The organism is Mesorhizobium sp. M1D.F.Ca.ET.043.01.1.1, assembly GCF_003952385.1.
Lineage (GTDB): Bacteria > Pseudomonadota > Alphaproteobacteria > Rhizobiales > Rhizobiaceae > Mesorhizobium.
The window spans coordinates 352,452-370,835 of sequence record NZ_CP034444.1; the positions used below are offsets into that span (position 1 = coordinate 352,452).

19 protein-coding genes are annotated in these 18,384 nt (G+C 66.0%); 6 read left to right on the top strand and 13 right to left on the bottom strand.

The window, feature by feature from the left end; genetic code table 11:
• Positions 1–35 precede the first annotated feature (35 nt).
• Positions 36–1,910, top strand: coding sequence for a DNA mismatch repair endonuclease MutL (gene mutL / locus EJ067_RS01805; RefSeq protein WP_126084400.1), 1,875 nt, complete (start codon positions 36–38; stop codon positions 1,908–1,910).
• Between the two features lie 46 nt (positions 1,911–1,956).
• Here the strand turns inward: mutL and EJ067_RS01810 are convergent, their stop codons facing one another.
• Together EJ067_RS01810 and EJ067_RS01815 are read right to left on the bottom strand one after the other, a co-directional pair.
• Entirely contained in the window at positions 1,957–2,715 is a 759-nt protein-coding gene (locus EJ067_RS01810) for a hypothetical protein (RefSeq protein ID WP_126084401.1), read from the bottom strand.
• 120 nt (positions 2,716–2,835) lie between these two features.
• Positions 2,836–3,729: a DMT family transporter gene (locus tag EJ067_RS01815; RefSeq protein WP_126084402.1), complete on the bottom strand. Its 894-nt coding sequence runs from the start codon at positions 3,727–3,729 to the stop codon at positions 2,836–2,838.
• Between the two features lie 90 nt (positions 3,730–3,819).
• On the opposite strand from EJ067_RS01815, the gene EJ067_RS01820 reads away from it, so the two are divergent.
• Positions 3,820–4,746, top strand: coding sequence for a LysR substrate-binding domain-containing protein (locus tag EJ067_RS01820; protein WP_126084403.1), 927 nt, complete (start codon positions 3,820–3,822; stop codon positions 4,744–4,746).
• Between the two features lie 15 nt (positions 4,747–4,761).
• Here EJ067_RS01820 and EJ067_RS01825 read toward each other — a convergent pair whose 3' ends face one another.
• Positions 4,762–5,355 (bottom strand): hypothetical protein, encoded by a 594-nt coding sequence (locus EJ067_RS01825; RefSeq protein ID WP_126084404.1) that lies wholly within the window; start codon positions 5,353–5,355, stop codon positions 4,762–4,764.
• 114 nt (positions 5,356–5,469) lie between these two features.
• On the opposite strand from EJ067_RS01825, the gene EJ067_RS01830 reads away from it, so the two are divergent.
• Positions 5,470–5,703, top strand: a complete 234-nt coding sequence (locus tag EJ067_RS01830) for a DUF2093 domain-containing protein (RefSeq protein ID WP_126084405.1) — start codon at positions 5,470–5,472, stop codon at positions 5,701–5,703.
• Between the two features lie 7 nt (positions 5,704–5,710).
• Here the strand turns inward: EJ067_RS01830 and lpxK are convergent, their stop codons facing one another.
• The 6 genes from lpxK to EJ067_RS01860 all read right to left on the bottom strand — a co-directional run bounded on the left by lpxK (position 5,711) and on the right by EJ067_RS01860 (position 11,369).
• Entirely contained in the window at positions 5,711–6,739 is a 1,029-nt protein-coding gene (gene lpxK, locus EJ067_RS01835; protein ID WP_126089456.1) for a tetraacyldisaccharide 4'-kinase, read from the bottom strand.
• A 74-nt stretch (positions 6,740–6,813) separates the two neighbouring features.
• Positions 6,814–8,130: a lipid IV(A) 3-deoxy-D-manno-octulosonic acid transferase gene (gene waaA / locus EJ067_RS01840; protein ID WP_126084406.1), complete on the bottom strand. Its 1,317-nt coding sequence runs from the start codon at positions 8,128–8,130 to the stop codon at positions 6,814–6,816.
• Entirely contained in the window at positions 8,127–8,903 is a 777-nt protein-coding gene (locus EJ067_RS01845; protein ID WP_126084407.1) for a lysophospholipid acyltransferase family protein, read from the bottom strand. Before EJ067_RS01845 ends, waaA begins: the two co-directional genes overlap by 4 nt.
• Positions 8,904–8,908: 5 nt before the next feature.
• Positions 8,909–9,154, bottom strand: a complete 246-nt coding sequence (locus EJ067_RS01850) for a DUF4170 domain-containing protein (protein ID WP_040973997.1) — start codon at positions 9,152–9,154, stop codon at positions 8,909–8,911.
• A 75-nt stretch (positions 9,155–9,229) separates the two neighbouring features.
• Entirely contained in the window at positions 9,230–10,039 is an 810-nt protein-coding gene (locus tag EJ067_RS01855; protein WP_126084408.1) for a 3'(2'),5'-bisphosphate nucleotidase CysQ, read from the bottom strand.
• Positions 10,026–11,369: a TldD/PmbA family protein gene (locus EJ067_RS01860; RefSeq protein WP_126084409.1), complete on the bottom strand. Its 1,344-nt coding sequence runs from the start codon at positions 11,367–11,369 to the stop codon at positions 10,026–10,028. Before EJ067_RS01860 ends, EJ067_RS01855 begins: the two co-directional genes overlap by 14 nt.
• A 214-nt stretch (positions 11,370–11,583) precedes the next feature.
• Between EJ067_RS01860 and EJ067_RS01865 the strand changes: the two genes are divergently transcribed.
• Positions 11,584–12,000 carry a VOC family protein gene (locus EJ067_RS01865; RefSeq protein ID WP_126084410.1) on the top strand — a complete coding sequence of 139 codons (417 nt, stop codon included), beginning with the start codon at positions 11,584–11,586 and terminating at the stop codon, positions 11,998–12,000.
• A 121-nt stretch (positions 12,001–12,121) separates the two neighbouring features.
• Here the strand turns inward: EJ067_RS01865 and EJ067_RS01870 are convergent, their stop codons facing one another.
• Both EJ067_RS01870 and epmA read right to left on the bottom strand, forming a co-directional pair.
• Entirely contained in the window at positions 12,122–13,171 is a 1,050-nt protein-coding gene (locus tag EJ067_RS01870) for a medium chain dehydrogenase/reductase family protein (RefSeq protein ID WP_126084411.1), read from the bottom strand.
• 196 nt (positions 13,172–13,367) lie between these two features.
• Complete coding sequence (gene epmA, locus EJ067_RS01875; protein WP_126084412.1) at positions 13,368–14,414, bottom strand: EF-P lysine aminoacylase EpmA; 1,047 nt, start codon at positions 14,412–14,414, stop codon at positions 13,368–13,370.
• A 129-nt stretch (positions 14,415–14,543) separates the two neighbouring features.
• Between epmA and efp the strand changes: the two genes are divergently transcribed.
• Positions 14,544–15,113 carry an elongation factor P gene (gene efp, locus EJ067_RS01880; protein WP_126084413.1) on the top strand — a complete coding sequence of 190 codons (570 nt, stop codon included), beginning with the start codon at positions 14,544–14,546 and terminating at the stop codon, positions 15,111–15,113.
• Positions 15,114–15,276: 163 nt separating this feature from the next.
• On the opposite strand, the gene EJ067_RS01885 is transcribed toward efp, so the two are convergent.
• Positions 15,277–15,519 (bottom strand): DUF1127 domain-containing protein, encoded by a 243-nt coding sequence (locus EJ067_RS01885; RefSeq protein ID WP_126084414.1) that lies wholly within the window; start codon positions 15,517–15,519, stop codon positions 15,277–15,279.
• 169 nt (positions 15,520–15,688) lie between these two features.
• Between EJ067_RS01885 and EJ067_RS01890 the strand changes: the two genes are divergently transcribed.
• On the top strand, positions 15,689–17,683 hold the full coding sequence (locus EJ067_RS01890) for a BTAD domain-containing putative transcriptional regulator (RefSeq protein ID WP_245468132.1): 1,995 nt from the start codon (positions 15,689–15,691) through the stop codon (positions 17,681–17,683).
• A gap of 20 nt (positions 17,684–17,703) precedes the next feature.
• Here the strand turns inward: EJ067_RS01890 and EJ067_RS01895 are convergent, their stop codons facing one another.
• Positions 17,704–18,369, bottom strand: coding sequence for a metalloregulator ArsR/SmtB family transcription factor (locus tag EJ067_RS01895; protein ID WP_126084415.1), 666 nt, complete (start codon positions 18,367–18,369; stop codon positions 17,704–17,706).
• Between the last annotated feature and the right edge of the window lie 15 nt (positions 18,370–18,384).

Genomic DNA, 18,384 nt, shown 5'->3' on the forward strand with positions numbered 1-18,384 from the left:
CCCCCGCTGCACTCGAATCCGCCTATAATCGCCGCATGCCCATCCGCCAGCTTTCCGAAACGATGATCAACCAGATCGCCGCCGGCGAGGTGATCGAGCGTCCGGCGAGCGTGGTGAAGGAGCTGGTGGAGAACGCTCTCGATGCCGGCGCATCCCGCGTCGAGGTCGTCACCTCCGGCGGCGGGCTTTCGCTTGTCCGCGTCACCGACGACGGCTCGGGCATCCCTGAACGAGAATTGGCGCTGGCGGTCGCCCGGCACTGCACCTCGAAGCTCTCCGACGACATCCACGACATCCGCTCTCTCGGATTCCGCGGCGAGGCGCTGCCCTCTATCGGCTCGGTGGCGCGTTTGTCGATCCGCTCGCGCACCGCAACCGCCGACAGCGCGGCCGAGATCGGCATCGAGGGCGGGCGCGTTTCAGCGGTCAAGCCGGCGGCGGCCAACCGCGGCACGACCGTCGAGGTGCGCGACCTGTTCTTTGCGACGCCCGCCCGGCTCAAATTCATGAAGGGCGAACGCGCCGAGAGCTCGGCCACCAGCGACGTGGTGAAGCGCATCGCCATCGCCTTTCCCGGCGTGCGCTTCACGCTTGCCGGCTCCGACCGCTCCACGTTGGAGTTGCCGGCGACCGGCGACACGCCGAAAGGACGGCTCGCCCGCGTCGCGCAGGTGATGGGCAAGGATTTTCCCGACAACGCGATTGCCATCGATGCCATGCGCGACGGCGTGCATCTTGCCGGGCACGTCTCGATCCCCTCCTACACGCGCGCCAATGCCTTGCAGCAATATGCCTATGTCAACGGCCGGCCGGTGCGCGACAAGCTGATCGCCGGGGCGATCCGCGGCGCCTTCGCCGACGTCTTGCCGCGCGACCGGCATGCGGTGACGGTGCTTTTCCTTTCGCTCGATCCGGTGACTGTCGACGTCAATGTCCATCCGGCCAAGGCCGATGTGCGGTTCCGCGATCCGGGCCTGGTGCGCGGGCTGATCGTCGGCGCCATCCGCGAGGCGCTGGCCGGCGCCGGCATCCGCGCCGCGACCTCAGGCGCGGCGGGCATGATGGCGGCGTTCCGGCCGGGCGCGGCGGCCTACCCGCATCCCGGTCCTGTCGGCGGACACCGAGGCTACGAGGCAGCCCATCGTGCCTCCGGCCCCAGCGGCTTCGATCTGTCGCATTCGCCGCAGCGGCCGCTGGATATGGGTTACGGCGAGGCGAGGCATCAGCGCAACGGCTTCGCCGAAAACGAGCAGGCGGCCTTCGACACCGGACCGCTTGCCAGCGCCGATGCCCGCGCCGGCATGGCCGAGCCGACTGAGGCGCTGCTCGGCATGGTGCTGGGCGCAGCGCGCGCGCAGGTGCATGAGAACTACATCGTCGCGCAGACCAGGGATTCGCTCGTCATCGTCGACCAGCACGCCGCGCATGAGCGGCTGGTCTACGAGGCGCTGAAGAACGCGCTGCATTCGCGCGCCGTCCCCTCACAGATGCTGCTCTTGCCCGAGATCGTCGACTTGCCGGAAGAGGACGCGGAGCGGCTGGCGATGCATTCTGAGACGCTGGCCAAATTCGGTCTCAGCCTCGAACGCTTCGGCCCGGGCGCGGTGGCGGTGCGCGAGACGCCGGCGATGCTCGGCGAGACCAATGTGCAGCAACTGGTGCGCGACCTCGCCGACGAGATCGCCGACAACGACACGGTCGAGACACTGAAGGAGCGGCTGGACAAGATCGCCGCCACCATGGCCTGCCACGGCTCGGTGCGCTCAGGCCGCCTGCTCAAGGCCGAGGAGATGAACGCGCTGCTGCGCCAGATGGAGGCGACGCCCGGATCCGGCACCTGCAACCACGGCCGCCCGACCTATATCGAATTGAAGCTCGCCGATATCGAAAGGCTGTTCGGGCGGCGGTGAGCGCCCCTGGCTCGCAGCGCAACAGCAGCGGCGGCATACCTGAATATCATTTCTTTAGATGGTATTTTTTTGTCTTCGGGTTGAGGACATAGTCGTCCGCGCTTGCGAATTTGCCACCGCCAAAGTCTACTGAAATGATGTCCTTGCCTCCCTCCACCCATTTTTGCACGTTCATATAAATGGGCGTCGTCGCCATACCGGCATTGCAGTCCTCATCGTCGAACCCGATCTCCTGAACGACTTTCTTTTTCTTCCTGTTGATGATTTGCAGTTTGGTCATGCAGATGCCGGCGTCGGATTTCGTGTAGATGCCGGCAAACCTATTGGTGGCCGTCTCAGCCCAGAACGGAATCTCAACGGCGCCCTCGATCTTCCCCTCGCCGGTGTCGTCGAGGCTCGCGACCTTCTTGAGGCTGACCGGAAATTTTTCAGCGCCCTTGCTCCAACTTCCGGTCGCGCCGCTGTCATTGACCTCGAGCGAGAACGGGCATCCGGTGGTGTCGACGGGTGTCTTCGACCCCATCACCAGAACGCGTTGAAATTCCTTGTCGTCCGCAATTTCACAGAGCGTGACGGTCGAGCCGTCGGCCTTGCCGTAGATGGCGATGGGACTTTGCTTGGCGTCGTAGAAGTAGCTTCCCTCGACAGTGATGCCGCTGCCGAAGTGAGCATACCGCTGCAGCGAGAAATGGACCGGGTTTCCCCCGATGGCCCCCTCATAGTTCTCCACCTGATACAAGCCCGCGAAGGCTTTCCCGCTCAACAGCAGCAAGCAGAAAACCGCGGCTATCAACCCTCTCGCCATCCGATCCCCTCCATCCAAGGCAGGGCAAGGATAGCTTGCCTCAAGCCCGCATCACAGGGGCTGTCGGAAATGGAACGCTACTTATCATTTCGAGTCCGGAAACGATCTCAACTCTTTGTTTTACCGCTTCAAATTCACCACGATGACGCCGCCCAGCGCCAGCGCGCCGCCGAGGATGCCGAGCAGCGTCGGCACTTCGCCGAGCCAGAAGAAGCCGATCAGGGCCGACGTCGGCGAGACGAGGTAGAGGAAGTTCGAGGCGCGCGCGGCCGGCAGACGCGACAGCGCGGTCGCCCAGGCGGCGTAGGCGATCAGCGAGGGCACGACGCCGAGATAGATGACGGCGCCGAGGCCGGCGGTGTCGGCGACCGCTGCCTGGGAGAACGCTTCCGGCAGGAAGGGCGACAGGCAGAGCGCGCCGAGCACCATGTTGGAAGCCGCGATCGTCAGCGGATGGTGGCGGGCAAAGAGCGGCTTCTGGACGATGGTGTTGACGGCCGAGCAGAGCGCAGAGCCCAGCACCAGCAGCGCGCCGGCGTTGAAATGCAGGCCATGCCCGTCGGCGACAGCGATGATGCCGATGCCGGTAAACGAGATCACCGTGCCGATCCAGGCCATGCCGGAAAAGCGCTCGCCGAGCAGCGCCATGGCCATGATCGCCGTGAAGATCGGGCTGACATTGATGATGAAGCCGGCGGCGCCCGCAGAGACGGTCAGCTCGCCGAAATTGAGCATGGCGGTATAGAGCGCGACGAAGATCGCGCCGCCGAAGCCGAAGCGCCACAGCTCGTCGACCCTGGGCAGCGCCGGGCGCTTGACGGCGAGGAAGATCGCCGCCGGGACCGCCGCTATGGCAAAGCGCAGCGCGCCGAGCTCCAACGGCTGGAAGGCGGCAAGGCCGGCGCGTATGGCCGGAAAGGCCGAGGCCCAGCCGACCACCGTGAGGGCCACCGCGATCGCCGCCGTGGTGTCCATGCGCTGTGTCTCATTCAACGTGCCGGTGTAAGCGCTCATTGCCGAATCCTCGTCTTTCAATGCCATGGGACAAGAAAACGCCATTGCCGGCCGATTGACAAACGAGCAATTCGAGGGTCAGCTGTGAGCATGGATCACAGCTCAAACCAGATGCTGCCGCTGGAAACCTTGCGCGCCTTCGACGCGGCGGCGCGCACCGGGAGCTTTTCCGCGGCGGCCGAAAAGCTCAACCTCACCCATGGCGCGGTCAGCCGCCAGATTGCCAAGCTGGAGGACTGGCTGGGGCTGAAAGTGTTCGAGCGCAACGCGCGCGGCGTGACGCTGACCAACGAAGGCAACCGGCTGCATTTGAGGACCACAGAGGCTTTCGCGCTGATTTCGGTCAACTCCGACCGCTGGGTCGAGCCGCGCGGCACCGCCGTGGTGCGACTGGCCTCGATCCCCTCGGTGAGCGGGCTGTGGCTGATGCCGCGCATGGCGGCGCTGGAGAACAGCCCGACCAGGCTGCGCATCGTGCTCGATGTCGACAACCGCCAGGCCGATCTTGCCGACGAAGGCATCGACCTTTCGGTGCGCTGCGGGCGCGGACGTATTCCTGGCCGCGTCTCTGTGCAGCTTTTCGAAGAACAGATCTTCCCGATCGCGTCGCCGGAACTGGCTAAGGAGATCGGGCAAGGCGACCCTGCCCGGCTGCTCAAATTCCCGCTGATCAACGATTCCGACGCCTCCGCCTGGCGCGCCTGGTTCGCGGCGCAGGACATCGACTACCGCCCGCGCCCGCAGGACCGGCGTTTCGAGGACTACAACCTGGTGCTCGACGCGGCGGCGCACGGCCTGGGCGTCGCGCTGGCGCGGCCGCCGCTGGTCAAAGACCAGCTCCAATCGGGCCGCATCGTTCCTGTCGACGAGCGTGTCGCGCTCAATCCGGTGTCCTACTGGCTCGACCGTCCGGTCGGGCGCCCCCGCGCGGCCGCCGCCGATCTCGCGCGGCGGATCGCCGAACAGGCGGGGCTGGCGTCGGAAAAGCTGGAAGCGTTCCTGCAGGACGATATCTAGGCCGACCAGCTTCCGTCAGCGAAGCAGCATCAGCACGACCGTGGTGGTCGCGGCCGAGACGATGGCCGTCACGATGGATATCGTCCACAGCGACACCTGGCCGGGTTCGGATCGCGGGGCATGACCCGCCGGACCAGCCGCCCTACCCCGCGGTTGCGGTGCGTTTGCGTTGGCCGCAACCAGCACCGCCGAAGCAAGGGCCGGCGAGAACGAAGGGGGCGGCGGAGTTGGCGCAACCCTCGCCGTGTTGTCGGCGGCCGGCGACTGTGCCCGGGTCGCCGAAGGCTGATCGGCATCGCCTGCCGGCATACGAGCCTGGGCCCTTGCCGATGCGTCATCCGTGCCGGCATCCGACTCCATGACGGCTCTATAGGCGTTCTCGATTTCCGCTGACGACAGGCGCTGCGACGATTGAGCCGGCGGCCTCGCCAGGGAGCTGTTCAGCGCCTGCGCGGCGAACTGCGCCGATTGCGCCATCGCGGGCGCCGGCGGCTGGACGAGCGCCTTGACCAGCGCGGGGGTCGCCGGATCAGGCCGGGGCGACGGCACCGGCTGCGGGGTGAGCGCCTCTTTCAGCAGTGACGCCTTGCTGGCATTGGTGATGTCCATGGCGCTTCCTGACTACCATTGTGCCATGCAGCAATATTACATGAGCATTGCGCCAAGCTTGACCTTGTCCGCGATTTGTGGCGATTGAACCGCGATGAACCCAAGCGTCATTTCATGATGAACCGTTTTGAAGGCCCCGGCGGCAAGGAAGCGCGCATCCGCTATCTCGACGGCGACTTCCAGGTGACCAGCCCCGGCGCGTTCGTGCGCTGCGCGGTGACCGGCGAGAGCATCCCGCTGGACGAGCTCAAATACTGGAGCGTCGCCAGGCAGGAGCCTTATGTGAACGCAACGGCATCATTGCGCCGTGAGATCGAGATCCATCCGGAACTGCGCAGCCGGCGGTAGTCGCAGGCTAGCCCCGGATCTTGCGCTGCCGCCATGCGTCCAGCGTCTCATTGATGATGCGTTCAGGCACGTGGTCGAGCTCGAAGGCCGCGTCGATCTCAAGCACGTCGAGCTGTTCGAGGAAGCCGCCCGGCGCATCGCCATGGCGCAGCCGCGCGGCGTCCTTGGCGGTGGTGACGAGACGCAGCCCCTCGCGCCTGGCAAGCGCGGCAAGGTCGGCGAGCTCGTCCGCGGCATAGAAATGGTGGTCCGGGAAGGCGCGCGACAGCGCGACCTCGCCGCCGGCGCCGCGCACGGTGTCGAAGAATTTTTCCGGATGGCCGATGCCGGCAAAGGCAAGGAAGCGGCCGCCGGCAAAGCGCGCCGGGTTCGCCGGCTCGACATGCGCCAGGAAGATCGGCCGGCCGGCCCGCGCCGCCTGGCGCACCACCCTATCGGCAGCGCTCCCCTCGCCCATCTTCAGCAAGGCGCTGGTGAAGACCAGCTGGTCGACGACCTTGGCCCTGAGCGGCCCGCCGGGAATGACGCGGCCGTTGCCGATGCCGTAGCGCGCGTCGACCACGATCAGGGCGTAGTCGATATGGATGCGCGCCGACTGGAAGCCGTCATCCATGATCAGGAAGTCGCAGCCGTGCTCTTCCATCAGCAACCTGGCGCCGGCGGCCCGTTTGGCCGTCACCGCCACCGGCGCGTGCTCGGCAAGCAGCAGCGGCTCGTCGCCGACATGCTTGGCGGCGTCGTGATGCGCATCGACGACATGCGGCTTGGCGAAGGAGCCGCCATGGCCGCGCGACAGGAAGCCGGGCGTGAGCTGCATGCGCCTAGCCTGTTTCGCCAGTGCGATAGCGACCGGCGTCTTGCCGCTGCCGCCGACGGTGAAATTGCCGACGCAAAGCACGGGCGCCGCGACCTTCTCGCGCGGCGCGCGGCGCATGCGGCGGCCCGCCACCATCCCGTAGGCCGCCGATGCCGGCGACAGCGCCAGCACCCGCCAGTCCGGCTTTTCCCACCAGAAGGGCGGCGCTTCGCTGGTCATGGCGCCGGTTCCGCGCAATTCGATCTTGCGCATGATCCTGTCCAAAAACCGGTTCCGATTTTTGGGCTCATGCGCTAGCGCCCGTTGGCGCCTTTCAGGCGCGCCTTGACGACCAGCGGCTGGATGTAGGGCTCGAGCGATTTCAGCGTGCGCTGAAGCGCGCCGCGCATCTCGTCGACGGTCGCGGCCCCCGCCGCCATCATCTCGTGGCGCGCCGCCTCGTTGGTCAAAAGGAAATTGACGGCGCCGGCCAGCATGTCGCGGTCGCGCACCAGCTTGGCGCCGCCGCGGTCGAGCAGGCGCTGATAGGCTTCGCGGAAATTCTGCACGTTGCGGCCGGCGAGCACCGCCGTGTCGAGCATCGCCGGCTCCAGCGGGTTCTGGCCGCCCTCGGAGGTCAGCGAGCGACCGACGAAGGCGATCTCGGTCAGCCGCAGATAAAGGCCCATCTCGCCGATCGTGTCGCCGAGCAGGATATCGGTGTCGGGCGTGATGCGATCGCCCTTGCTGCGGCGCGCGACCGTCAGCCCCATCCCGGAGATCTGCGCGGCAAGCGCGTCGGCGCGGTCGGGATGGCGCGGCACGACGATGGTCAGCAGGCCTTGGTGACGCCTGTGCAAGGTCGCATGAACTTCCGCGGCGACCACTTCCTCGCCGTCATGGGTTGAGATCGCCGCCCAGGTCGGGCGCTCGCCGATCTGGCGCTGCAAGGTCGCCAGCGCCCGCTCGTCGACCGGCGGCGGGTTGGTGTCCACCTTGAGGTTGCCGGAAACGGTGACCGGCCGGGCGCCGAGGGCGCGGAAACGCTCGCCGTCGACATCAGACTGGGCAACGACATGGGCAAGGTTCTCGAACAGCGCCTCGGCGACGCTGGCGCGCTTCTTCCACGAGCGGAAGGAACGGTCCGACAGCCGCCCGTTGACCAGGACCTGCGGCACGTTGCGGGCGCCGAGCTCCAAAATGGTCATCGGCCAGATCTCCGACTCGGCGATGATGGCCAGTTCCGGCCGCCAGTGGTCGAGGAAGCGGCTGACCGCGGGCTTGAGGTCGAGCGGCACATATTGGTGGATGATGCGGCTGCCAAGCCGCTCGTCGGCAACCTTCGCCGAGGTCACAGTGCCGGTCGTCAGCACGACATTGACGCCGTAGTCGAGGATGCATTCGACCAGCGGCACGACGGCGATCGTCTCGCCGACGCTCGCGGCGTGGATCCAGATCACCGGCCCTTCCGGGCGCGGCCGGCCGGCGACGCCGTAACGCTCGCGGCGGCGAACGCGGTCTTCCTTGCCGCGCGAGGCGCGCCACGCGACATAGGGTCCGATCAGCGGATAGGCGGCGGCCCCCGCATAGCGGTAGGCCCTAAGGGCCGCGCGCGCCCAGCGCTCGCTCATTTGGCGCCGTCCACAAGGCGATAGGCCTCGGCCGTCGCGGCGTTGAGCGAGGCGGTGACCTCCTGGCGCTTGCGCTCCATCTCGGCGTCGTCGGCGTCGGCGGGCACGAAGACGGGTGTGCCAACGATGACCGCGGAGCGGCCGAAGGGCAGGTTGATGGTGGTCTTGTCCCAGCTCCTTTCCAGCACCTTGCGGCGGCTGGTGGCTATCGCGGAGGGCAGGATCGGCCTGCCCGAAAGCCTGGCCAGGAGCACGATTCCCAGCCCGGCGTCGCGCGGCGTGCCATGCGGGATGTCGGCGATCATCGCGACATTCTTGCCGGCGACCAGCGCTTTCTTGAGCGCGATCAAGGCTTTGGCGCCGCCTTTGTCGAGATGCCTCGAACTGTCGCGGCCACCCGAGCCGCGCACCGCCTCGATGCCGAACTTCTCGATCATCAGCGCGTTGAGCTCGGCATCGGCGCTGCGCGAGACCATAGCGACCAGCGGACGGCCCTTGGGATAGTAGGCAGGCGTGAGCAGATGCTGGCCATGCCAGAGCGCGATGATGCCGGGCTCGAGATGCGCGTGGGCGCCGCCGGCGACCTGGGTCGAGCCTTTGACCAGCGGGCTGGTGATGCGAATCAGCCGCACGAACCAGGCGAACAGACCGGCGATGAAATTCTTGACGAATCGCGACTGGGCGAGCGGCTCGCGGATGCGGCGCCACAGCGTGCGCGTCCCGCCCCGCCCGGCGGCGCGCCCCGTCGCCCCTTTCACCGCTTCATGCTCCATCGATGTCAACCGGCTGCCTTTGTTTCCGGGTCGAGCAACCGGTGCAGGTGAACGACAAAATAGCGCATATGCGCATTATCGACGCTGGCCTGCGCCTTTGCCTTCCAGGCGGCGTGCGCCGACTGATAGTCGGGGTAGATGCCGACGATGTCGAGCGCGTCCAGGTCACGGAACTCGGTTCCACCCAGCTTTTTCAGCTCGCCGCCGAACACCAGGTGCAAAAGCTGTTTCTTTCCGTCTTCCACGGCCATGCCGATCCTTCGCAGATTCATGAGTTTTGTGACAGGTCTAGACCAAAGCGGCCGTTTTTGGAACTGCGGACAGCCTCACGCTTCGTCAGCTCCGGCGATAACGCCGGCAAGGACGTCCAGCAGTTCGCCGCTGCCGGCCGCGAGCGCGCCGTGGTTGATCACCTCGCCTGCGTAGCGTGGCCGCTCGCCGCCGCAGTCGAGCAGAGCGCCGCCGGCTTCGCTGAGGATCAGGTCGGCGGCGGCGATGTCCCAATCATGCGCATTGGGCTTGACGAAGGTCGCATCGATCTTGCCGTTGGCGATCATCGCCAGCCGGTAAGCGAGAGAAGGGATATAGGCTATGCGTCGCATCCGATCCTGCCAGGTCCCGGGCATGCGGTCTACCAGCGGCTTCGGCCCGCCGATATCGACGGTCTCGCCCGGTGCGCGTACATGGATCCGCTTGCCGTTGAGGAAGGCGCCCTCGCCAGGCAGCGCCCAGTAGGTCTCCTGCTTTGCCGGGCATTCGAGCACGCCGGCCCGCGAGCGGCCGTCCTCGACCACGGCGACGCTGACGCACCAGGAATGCAGTCCGTCGAGAAAGCCCCTCGTGCCGTCGATCGGATCGACGACGAAGGTGCGGCGGGCCGAAAGCCTGGCATGATCGTCGGCGGTCTCTTCCGACAGCCAGCCGTAATCCGGGCGCGCCTTGAGCAGGGTCTCGCGCAGGTAGGCGTCGGCGGCATGGTCGGCCTCGCTGACCGGCGAGGTGCCGCCCTTCATCCACACCTGCGGGTTGTTGCCGAAATAGCGCATGGCAATGGCGCCGGCCTCGCGGGCGGCGTCACGAAGCAGGGCGAGGTCCTCGCGCGCCCCGGCTGAGATGACCATGTCAGGCACCGGCAAGGGTCATCCCCTCGATCAGCAGCGTGGGCGCGGCTGTGCCGAAATTGCGGTCGAGGTCGCTTGCCGGGACCATGTTGAGGAACATTGTCTTCAGGTTGGAGGCGATCGTCACCTCGGCCACCGGATAGGCAAGCGCGCCGTTCTCGATCCAGAAGCCGGAAGCGCCGCGGCTGTATTCGCCGGTCACCATGTCGACGCCCTGGCCGAACACTTCGGTGACGTAGAAGCCACGCTTCAACGAGGCGATGAGCTCCTCCGGCGCGCGCTCGCCGGGCTCGATGGCGAGATTTGTCGAGGACGGCGAAACCGAAGAACCGCTGCGCGAGCCGCGGCCGTTGGTGACGAGACCGAGCTCGCGCGCCGCCGAGGTCGACAGGAACCAGTGGTTGAGCACACCCTTGTCGAGCATCAAAAGCTTCTCGCCCTCGACGCCTTCGCCGTCGAAGGGACGCGAAGCCTGGCCGCGACGCCGCAACGGCTCGTCGGTGACGGTGATTGCGCTTGAAGCCACCTCTCTGCCCATCATGTCGCGCAGGAAGCTCGTCTTGCGCGCCACGGCGGCGCCGTTGATGGCGCCGGCGAGATGGCCGGCGATGCCGCGCGCCACGCGCGGATCGAACACGACATCGACCGGGCCGGTCGCGGCCTTGCGGGCGCCGAGGCGGCGCACGGCGCGCTCGCCGGCCTTGCGGCCGATATCTTCCGGCGCGTCGAGATCGGCGAAATGCTGCCGCGAGGAGAATTCATAGTCGCGCTCCATCGCCGTGCCCTCGCCGGCAATGACGCTGGTCGAGCGCGAGAAGCGCGAGGCGACATACTGGCCGAGGAAGCCGTGCGAGGTGGCGAGCACAAGGCCGCCAAGCCCGGCGCTGGCGCCGCTGCCGGCCGAATTGGTGACGCCCTTGACGGCAAGAGCCGCGGCTTCCGCCGCTAGCGCTGCCTCCTTCAACTGGTCGGCCGCCACCTCGGTCGGATCGAAGAGATCGAGGTCGCGCAAATTGCGGGCGAGCAGTGCCGGATCGGCGAGCCCCTGAAAAGGATCCTCGGGCGACACCTTCGCCATGGCGACGGCGCGCTCCGCGAGCGCCTTCGGGTCGGAGGCGGCGGTGGCCGAAACGCTTGCCACCCGCTGGCCGACGAAGACGCGCAGCGAGACATCCTCGCTCTCGGACGATTCGGTGCCCTCGACCTTGCCCAGCCGCACCGACACGCCGGCCGAACGGCCACGCACCGCGACCGCGTCGGCGGCGTCCGCTCCGGCGCGCCTGGCCGCCTCGACGAGTGCAGCGACGCGGTCGGTCAGTTTCGCTGCGTCGAGCGTATCGGTCATGCGGTTAGTCCTGTTTGTTCAAGCTGTCCGGGAAGGCAGACGCTGCCGCACCCCTCGCTCGATGCTTACGCACCATCATGGATGCTTACGCACCATCTATTGTTCCACCGCGGCTTGTGCAATGGGCGAAGGGCAATCAGGATGTCGCGACCAAATCGCCCAAGAGCGGTCGAAACGGCCGCCTGCGGCACCTTGCCTTGTTCGGAGCTTGCGCATGACGCCCTTCCACCTCGCTTTCCCCGTCCGTGATCTCGACGAAACCCGCACTTTCTATGGCGAGGTGCTAGGCTGCACGATCGGTCGCTCATCGACCACCTGGGTCGATTTCGACCTCTTTGGCCACCAGATGTCGGCGCATTTACGGCCGCAGGCGTCGGAAGCGGCACGCGACGGCAAGGTCGACGGGGTCGCCGTGCCGATCCCGCATTTCGGCGCGGTGCTGCTGATGGACGAGTGGGAGCGGCTTGCCGCGCGGCTGGAAGCACGCGCCGACATAGACTGGCTGGAACGGCCGATGGTGCGCTTCAAGGGCGAGCCCGGCGAACAGGCGACGCTGTTCATCCGCGACCCGTCAGGCAATGCTCTTGAGTTCAAGGGTTTCCGCTCACTGGAGCAGGTGTTCGCGCATTGAGCGGAGAAGGCCCGAGCCTTCGGTACGGCAGGATACGAGCCGCGAAGCCCGCGAACCATCGGCCGGATGCCCTCTTAGCGCCCATGCGGTCGTCGAGACGATCAACTCCGCAGGCGCCTCTTCACCGATCAAAGGGCAGCGAATTGCAAATCAGCACGAGCTTGCCCTTGACGCCTCCCTGACCGAGCAGCTCCTGGGCGCGACGAGCCTCGGTCAGTGGCATCCGCATGGCCACCATAGGCTTGATTTTCCCGTCGCGCAGCAGCGCGAGCAAAGCACCGAGATCTTCGCGGAACCAAGCCGGCTTCCAGCGTTTCAAATATTGTATGCTGTAGGGGATTATGCGTCGTCGGCCTGGTGAGACGAAAGCGCGGACCGCATACCATGCGGGCCGCAATATCCCGCGAAGACGATAACGCAAGCCCCCTGCCAGTTGGCCCTTCTGCAGAAATGAAGTGAAGCCGTAGACTACGACGCGGCCACCAGGCCTCAGAGCCCGAAATGAACGCCAGACATTGGCTTCGCCGACCCCGTCGAAGACGACATCCACACCGTCGTTCGTCAGTCGGTGGATTTCTTTGACGAAGTCGGCCCGCTCGTAGTCGATGGGCGTGGCCCCGAGATCGGAAACGATCTGGTGCGCCGCAAGAGATGCAGTCCCGTACATCTCTAGACCTGTCAGGCGGCCAAGTTGCAGCAGGGCCGTGCCGACCCCGCCCGCCGCGCCATGAATGAGCACCCGTTGACCGGGTGAAGCATGCCCAAGGCGATGCATCATCTGATAGGCCGTAATGTAGTTGAGCACGAGGCTCACTGCCTCGGCGGGATCAACACCGGTCGGAACCGGAGTGAGTTCATCTTCCGGCAGGCAGATGAACTGGGCGTAGCCGCCATGAATGGGGAGCGCCGCAACCATTTTGCCAACCATCGCATCGGGCGCTCTCTCTCCAGCCTCGTCCACGACGCCTACAATGTCCCATCCCGGCGTGAACGGCAGGGTCGTCTTTTCCGGATGAATCCCCTCCCGCATCAATAGTTCTGCGAAGGAGACGCCGGCGGCGATTGTTCGCACCCGCAGCTCACCCGATGCCGGATGGGGCGCATCTTCTTCCACGATCTCAAGAACCTCAGGTCCGCCATGGTGGCGAACAACGACGCGCAGAGACTTCATGGCAGGCTCGGTCCAGATCGGACTCCCCCGCTGAGACAAACTCAGACGACAAGGTAGCGCAGACTGGTGGGAAGCGACTTGCTCCAGATCAATCCGCCAGAAATCGGTCTCGGCCCAAATAGCTGCTTGTTTGTGCAGAATGACATTGGAACGCGAACGTCAGGCCGATGGCCCGATCAACCCGGTCTGCGATCCGTCATGGCGTTGCCACCGGCGTCCAGATCACGTCCTCGATCTTCTGGGCTCCCGTCGCCAGCATCACCAGCCGGTCGAAGCCGAGCGCCGAGCCGCTGGCCTGCGGCATCACGGCAAGAGCGGCGAGGAAATCCTCGTCGAGCGGATAGCGCTCGCCATAGACGCGCTCCTTCTCGTCCATTTCGGCGATGAAACGGCGGCGTTGCTCGGTCGGATCGGTCAGCTCGCCGAAAGCGTTGGCGAGCTCGACACCGCAGCAATAGAGTTCGAACCGTTCGGCGACGCGCGGATCCTCGGCGCTCGGCCGGGCGAGGGCTGCCTCCGACACCGGATAGCCGTAGAGGATGATAGCGCGGCCCTGCCCCAGCGCCGGCTCAACCTTTTCCACCATCGCCCGGCTGAACAGGTCGGCCCAGTTGTCGTCGGGCGCGGTGCGCAAGCCGGCACGGACCAGCGCCGCATGAAGGGCATCACGATCGGTGCTGCCGTCGGCGGCGACGGTCGCCAGGAGGTCGATGTCGGCATACGCCAGAAAGGCTTCGGCGACGCTCAGCCGCTCCGGCTCGGCGAACGGGTCGGCCTCGCGGCCGCGGAAGCGGAAGCGCTTTGTGCCGGCCTTTTCCGCGGCGAGCGCCAGGAATTCGGCGCAGTCGGCCATCAGACTCCGGTAAGTCTCGCCGACCCGGTACCATTCGAGCATGGTGAATTCGGGATGGTGCAGCGGCCCGCGCTCGCGGTTGCGCCAGACGGCGCCCAAGCTGAAGATGCGCTTCTCGCCGGCGGCGAGCAGCTTCTTGCAGGCGAATTCCGGCGAGGTGTGAAGGTAGAGCGGCTGGCGCGAGGCGTCGGGTCCGATCGCTTCGGTGGCGAAGGCCGCCAGATGCGCCTCGTTGCCAGGCGAGACCTGCAGCGCCGAGGTCGTCACCTCGACGAAATCGCGCTCGGCGAACCAGCCGCGAAGTGCCGCGGCGATGGCATTGCGCGCCATCAGCCTCGGCCGGCGATCGGCATGAATATGCGGCGTCCACCAGGGCGAAGCGCTGGTCATGGGCAGGAAAATCGCGCCGAAGGCTGGCGGTTCGGCGCAAGATGCGCTAGGGCGCACGCGATGGCCGCCGTCGCCGCTTCGCGAAAATCGACGCTTGCAGGCCGAAAAACTCGAACGGGATCGAATATCGTGGTCAAGGTCATCGCCAGCTCCTTACGCAAAGGCAACGTCGTCGATAAGGACGGCAAGCTCTATGTCATCCTCTTTGCCGAAAACATCCACCCTGGCAAGGGCACGCCGGTGACCCAGCTCGACATGCGCCGCATCGGCGACGGAGTGAAGGTCTCGGAGCGCTACCGCACCACCGAGATGGTCGAGCGCGCCTATGTCGAGGAGCGCGAGCACACCTTCCTCTATTCGGACGGCGAAGGCTTCCATTTCATGAACCCGGAAAGCTACGACCAGGTCGTGGCCTCGGAAGGCGTGGTTGGCGACTTCGCGCCCTATCTGCAGGAAGGCATGGCCGTGCAGCTGGCGCAGTTCAACGGCGTGCCGATCTCACTGGTGCTGCCGCAGCGCGCCACCTTCGAGGTTATCGAGACCGAGCCGGTCACCAAGGGCCAGACGGCGTCTTCCTCCTATAAGCCGGCCGTGCTCTCCAACGGCGTGCGCACCGCCGTGCCGCCGCACATCTCCGCCGGCACGCGCATCGTGGTGATGACCGCCGACGGTTCTTACGTCGAGCGGGCCAAGGACTGAGAACCCGTTCCGAGGTTCGCAGCAACTCTGCCAGGCGGGTCCACTGACAGCGCGTTTTATCCGCTGACCCGACTGTCAGGTCCGATCCGATCGGGTCTTGCATGCGCCAGACGGAGGCCGATTCCGGCCTCCGCGTTGCGCAAGCGGTGATCTGAATCCGCCCTTATCTCATCGACATCAAGTCTGTGATCAGGCCGACCCTGACAAAGAATGTGGGTCTAGAGGACTCCGGGCAGCCGATGTCCTTCAACTGGTCGGGTGTCAGTTCTGCTAACGCCCTGCGCCCTGCAATGCTCCGCCGCCAGGCCGTGAAGGCGGCGACTGCTGTCGCCGCGCTTTTCGACGCCGCCCCAAGCAGCCGGTGTTTTGATGCGCGGGTCTCCGCGTGGGTTTCCGTATGAGCCATTTTGCTCTCCCGTTCCAGATTACGGTCGAAGCTTGTCACACACGCGATTTGCGGCTGTTCAGCCGGGCGTGAACCATTGCGGCAAGTCCGCAGAGCCGCCGTTAAATCCGTGTTAAATCGACTGGCGAAGATGCTATTCTGCCGGCGCGTTCGAACTTCGGAGGGCATCGTGCGCATCCGGTTGCTTGGCGGCCTCGAAGTGACTTCCGCAGACGGCCAGCCCGTCCGCTTCGCCACGCGCAAATCCGCGCTTCTCTTTGCTGCCCTGGTTCTGGCAGGCCGCCGGGGCCACCATCGCGAACGGCTTGCCGAAGGGTTTTGGCCGGGACGCGGCGATGCGCAGTCACGCAACAGCCTCCGCCAGGCGCTTGCCGACATCAGGCGCTGGTTTCCCGCCGACGGCAATGCGACCATTTCCATCGAGGGGGATCAGGAAACGGTCGCGCTGACGGCCGGCCCGGACGAAGCGGATATCTGGCTCTTCGAGCGCAAGCTCGCCGAAAGCGGAACGGCGGACCTCGCCCTCGCCGCCGAACTCTACCGTGGCGACGTGTTTGCAGGCGAGGTCATTCCCGACGGCCTGGATGAATGGTTCAGTCCGCATCAGGTCAGATACCGGCAGAAGGCGCTGCAACTGGTGGAACGCCTTAGCCTCGCGCTAGCCGATGCCGGAACAACGGATGAAGCGTCCTGCGAACGGCTCTCGGAAAGGCTGCTCGCCTCGGACCCGACCGCGGAGCCGGCGCATCGGGCGTTGATGCGCATCTACGCCGCCCGGGGACACGAAAATGCGGCCCTGCGTCAATTCGAATCCTGCCGCGCGCTGCTGAAGAAGCATCTGGGCGTGGAACCCGAAGCGCAGACGCAGTCACTGGCGGCGTCGCTGCAAACGCGAAGCGGAAATCGGCCGATCGCGTCGACGCACGACACCGCCCGGCCGGCCCAGCCTGTCGCCACGCCGGCGAGGCCGCATGACCAGCCGTCGGTGGCAGTGATGCCTTTCGACAATCTTGGCGGAGCGGATGACGAGTATTTTGCCGACGGCGTCGTCGAGGAGATCACCGCCGCGCTTTCACGCGTCCGCAACTTCTTCGTCATCGCGCGCCAGTCCGCCTTCACCTACAAGGGGCGCTTCGCCGACGTGCGCGAAGTCGGGCGGGAGCTCGGCGTCAACTACGTCGTCGAAGGCACTGTGCGGCGGGGCGGGGACCGTCTGCGCATTTCCGTGCAGCTGGTCGATGCCGACACGCGGACACAATTGTGGTCCGAGCGCTACGAGGGCGCGACCGAGGACGTTTTCGAGTTCCAGGACAGGATCGCAGCGCAGGTGGCCGGCGCCATCCATCCAGCCATCCGCGGTGCCGAGATCGAGCTGGCCAGACGCAAGCCGCCGGCCAGCCTCAGGGCCTATGACCTCGTCATGCGCGCCTACCCGAACATTTGGGGGCGCCGCAAGGACGCCAACGACCTGGCAATAGAGCTACTGCGGAAAGCGATCGCCATCGATCCTGCCTATGGCCGCGCCCATGCGCTTCTGGCGTGGTGCCACGCCTCGAACGCCGTGTTTCTGTGGGCCGAGCATCCTGAAAGCGAGCTGGAAAAGGCGCTCGCCGCAGTTGAGGCTGCCGGCTCGATCGGCGACGATCCTACCGCATTGGCCGCCGCCGGTTGGGCATTGAGCATGTGCGGCGAGCAGGAGCGCGCAGCGACCTTCATCGAAAGGGCACTCGCGCTCGATCCGAACAATGCGTGGGCATGGGCGCGCCGTGGCTGGATCGCGATCTACAAGAACGAAGCCGCCTTGGCCCTGGACCGGTTCCATCAGGCGATGACGCTGAGCCCGATGGATCCGTTCGCATTCGCCGTGAGATTGGGAACGGGCTACGCCTTGGCCAAGACCGGCTCTCTTTCCCAGGCTGTTACGATCGCCCGCGAGATCATCGCGGCCCATCCTGACATCGTCATTCCCTATCGATACCTCGCCGCCTGGTCGGCGATGGACGGCGATCTGGAGACTGCCCGCTGGGCCGCGCAAAAGCTGCTCACCGTTCAGCCGGACTTCACGATAGAGCGATTCCGGTTGCTGCCTATCTTTCGGAACACGCCGGAATGGGCAGACCAGATGGTCGAAGCCTTGAAGCTGGCGGGATTGCCCGAGCGCTGATCATCCGATCGGCCACACGATCAGGCGGCCATTTCCACCGGCAGGCCGGCGGCCTTCCATTCCGGCATTCCGTCCTCGAGACGACGCGCGGAATGGCCGTGCGAGCGCAACGCGGCCACCGCCTCGAAGGACATCACGCACCAGGGACCGCGGCAGTAGGCGACAATCTCCCTGCTCGTATCGGCGCTTTGGGACCAGGTCTTGATTTCACCGAGCGGGACATTGATCGCGCCCGGCACGTGGCCAAGCGCGAACTCGTCGGGCGGGCGGACATCGATCAGCGTCACCAGTCCATCGCGCATCAGGGCCAAGAGTTCATCCCGCCCGACGGGCCGCATGCCGTCTCGCGCGTCGAAATAGCCGCGCACGATGCGGTCGACCTCGGCGAGATGCCGCTCGGCAACACTGCGCACCGACGCGAAGGCGGAAAGCACGCTCTCATCCGCGAGCGCGTAGCGGACGAACTTGCCGTCCCGTTCGGCCGACACGATGCCGGCGCGGCGTAGCGCCTGGAGATGCTGGGAGATGTTGGCGATCGGTTGGCCGAGCTTCGCGGCAAGAGCTTCGACGCTGCGCTCGCCTTGCGCCAGGTGCTCGATCATTTCCAGGCGCAGCGGGTGGCCGAGCGCCTTGGCGACAATCGCGAACTGCTCGTACAGCGCCTGTTTCGGATTGCGGATTGACATCGGCCTTTCCATGTC

Excerpts from the sequence above, each read along its gene's own strand:
- mutL (WP_126084400.1), top strand. The coding sequence starts at position 36 with ATGCCCATCCGCCAGCTTTCCGAAACGATGATCAACCAGATCGCCGCC.
- EJ067_RS01810 (WP_126084401.1), bottom strand. The coding sequence starts at position 2,715 with ATGGCGAGAGGGTTGATAGCCGCGGTTTTCTGCTTGCTGCTGTTGAGC.
- EJ067_RS01815 (WP_126084402.1), bottom strand. The coding sequence starts at position 3,729 with ATGAGCGCTTACACCGGCACGTTGAATGAGACACAGCGCATGGACACC.
- EJ067_RS01820 (WP_126084403.1), top strand. The coding sequence starts at position 3,820 with ATGGATCACAGCTCAAACCAGATGCTGCCGCTGGAAACCTTGCGCGCC.
- EJ067_RS01825 (WP_126084404.1), bottom strand. The coding sequence starts at position 5,355 with ATGGACATCACCAATGCCAGCAAGGCGTCACTGCTGAAAGAGGCGCTC.
- EJ067_RS01830 (WP_126084405.1), top strand. The coding sequence starts at position 5,470 with ATGATGAACCGTTTTGAAGGCCCCGGCGGCAAGGAAGCGCGCATCCGC.
- lpxK (WP_126089456.1), bottom strand. The coding sequence starts at position 6,739 with ATGACCAGCGAAGCGCCGCCCTTCTGGTGGGAAAAGCCGGACTGGCGG.
- waaA (WP_126084406.1), bottom strand. The coding sequence starts at position 8,130 with ATGAGCGAGCGCTGGGCGCGCGCGGCCCTTAGGGCCTACCGCTATGCG.
- EJ067_RS01845 (WP_126084407.1), bottom strand. The coding sequence starts at position 8,903 with ATGGAGCATGAAGCGGTGAAAGGGGCGACGGGGCGCGCCGCCGGGCGG.
- EJ067_RS01850 (WP_040973997.1), bottom strand. The coding sequence starts at position 9,154 with ATGGCCGTGGAAGACGGAAAGAAACAGCTTTTGCACCTGGTGTTCGGC.
- EJ067_RS01860 (WP_126084409.1), bottom strand. The coding sequence starts at position 11,369 with ATGACCGATACGCTCGACGCAGCGAAACTGACCGACCGCGTCGCTGCA.
- EJ067_RS01865 (WP_126084410.1), top strand. The coding sequence starts at position 11,584 with ATGACGCCCTTCCACCTCGCTTTCCCCGTCCGTGATCTCGACGAAACC.
- EJ067_RS01870 (WP_126084411.1), bottom strand. The coding sequence starts at position 13,171 with ATGAAGTCTCTGCGCGTCGTTGTTCGCCACCATGGCGGACCTGAGGTT.
- epmA (WP_126084412.1), bottom strand. The coding sequence starts at position 14,414 with ATGACCAGCGCTTCGCCCTGGTGGACGCCGCATATTCATGCCGATCGC.
- EJ067_RS01885 (WP_126084414.1), bottom strand. The coding sequence starts at position 15,519 with ATGGCTCATACGGAAACCCACGCGGAGACCCGCGCATCAAAACACCGG.
- EJ067_RS01895 (WP_126084415.1), bottom strand. The coding sequence starts at position 18,369 with ATGTCAATCCGCAATCCGAAACAGGCGCTGTACGAGCAGTTCGCGATT.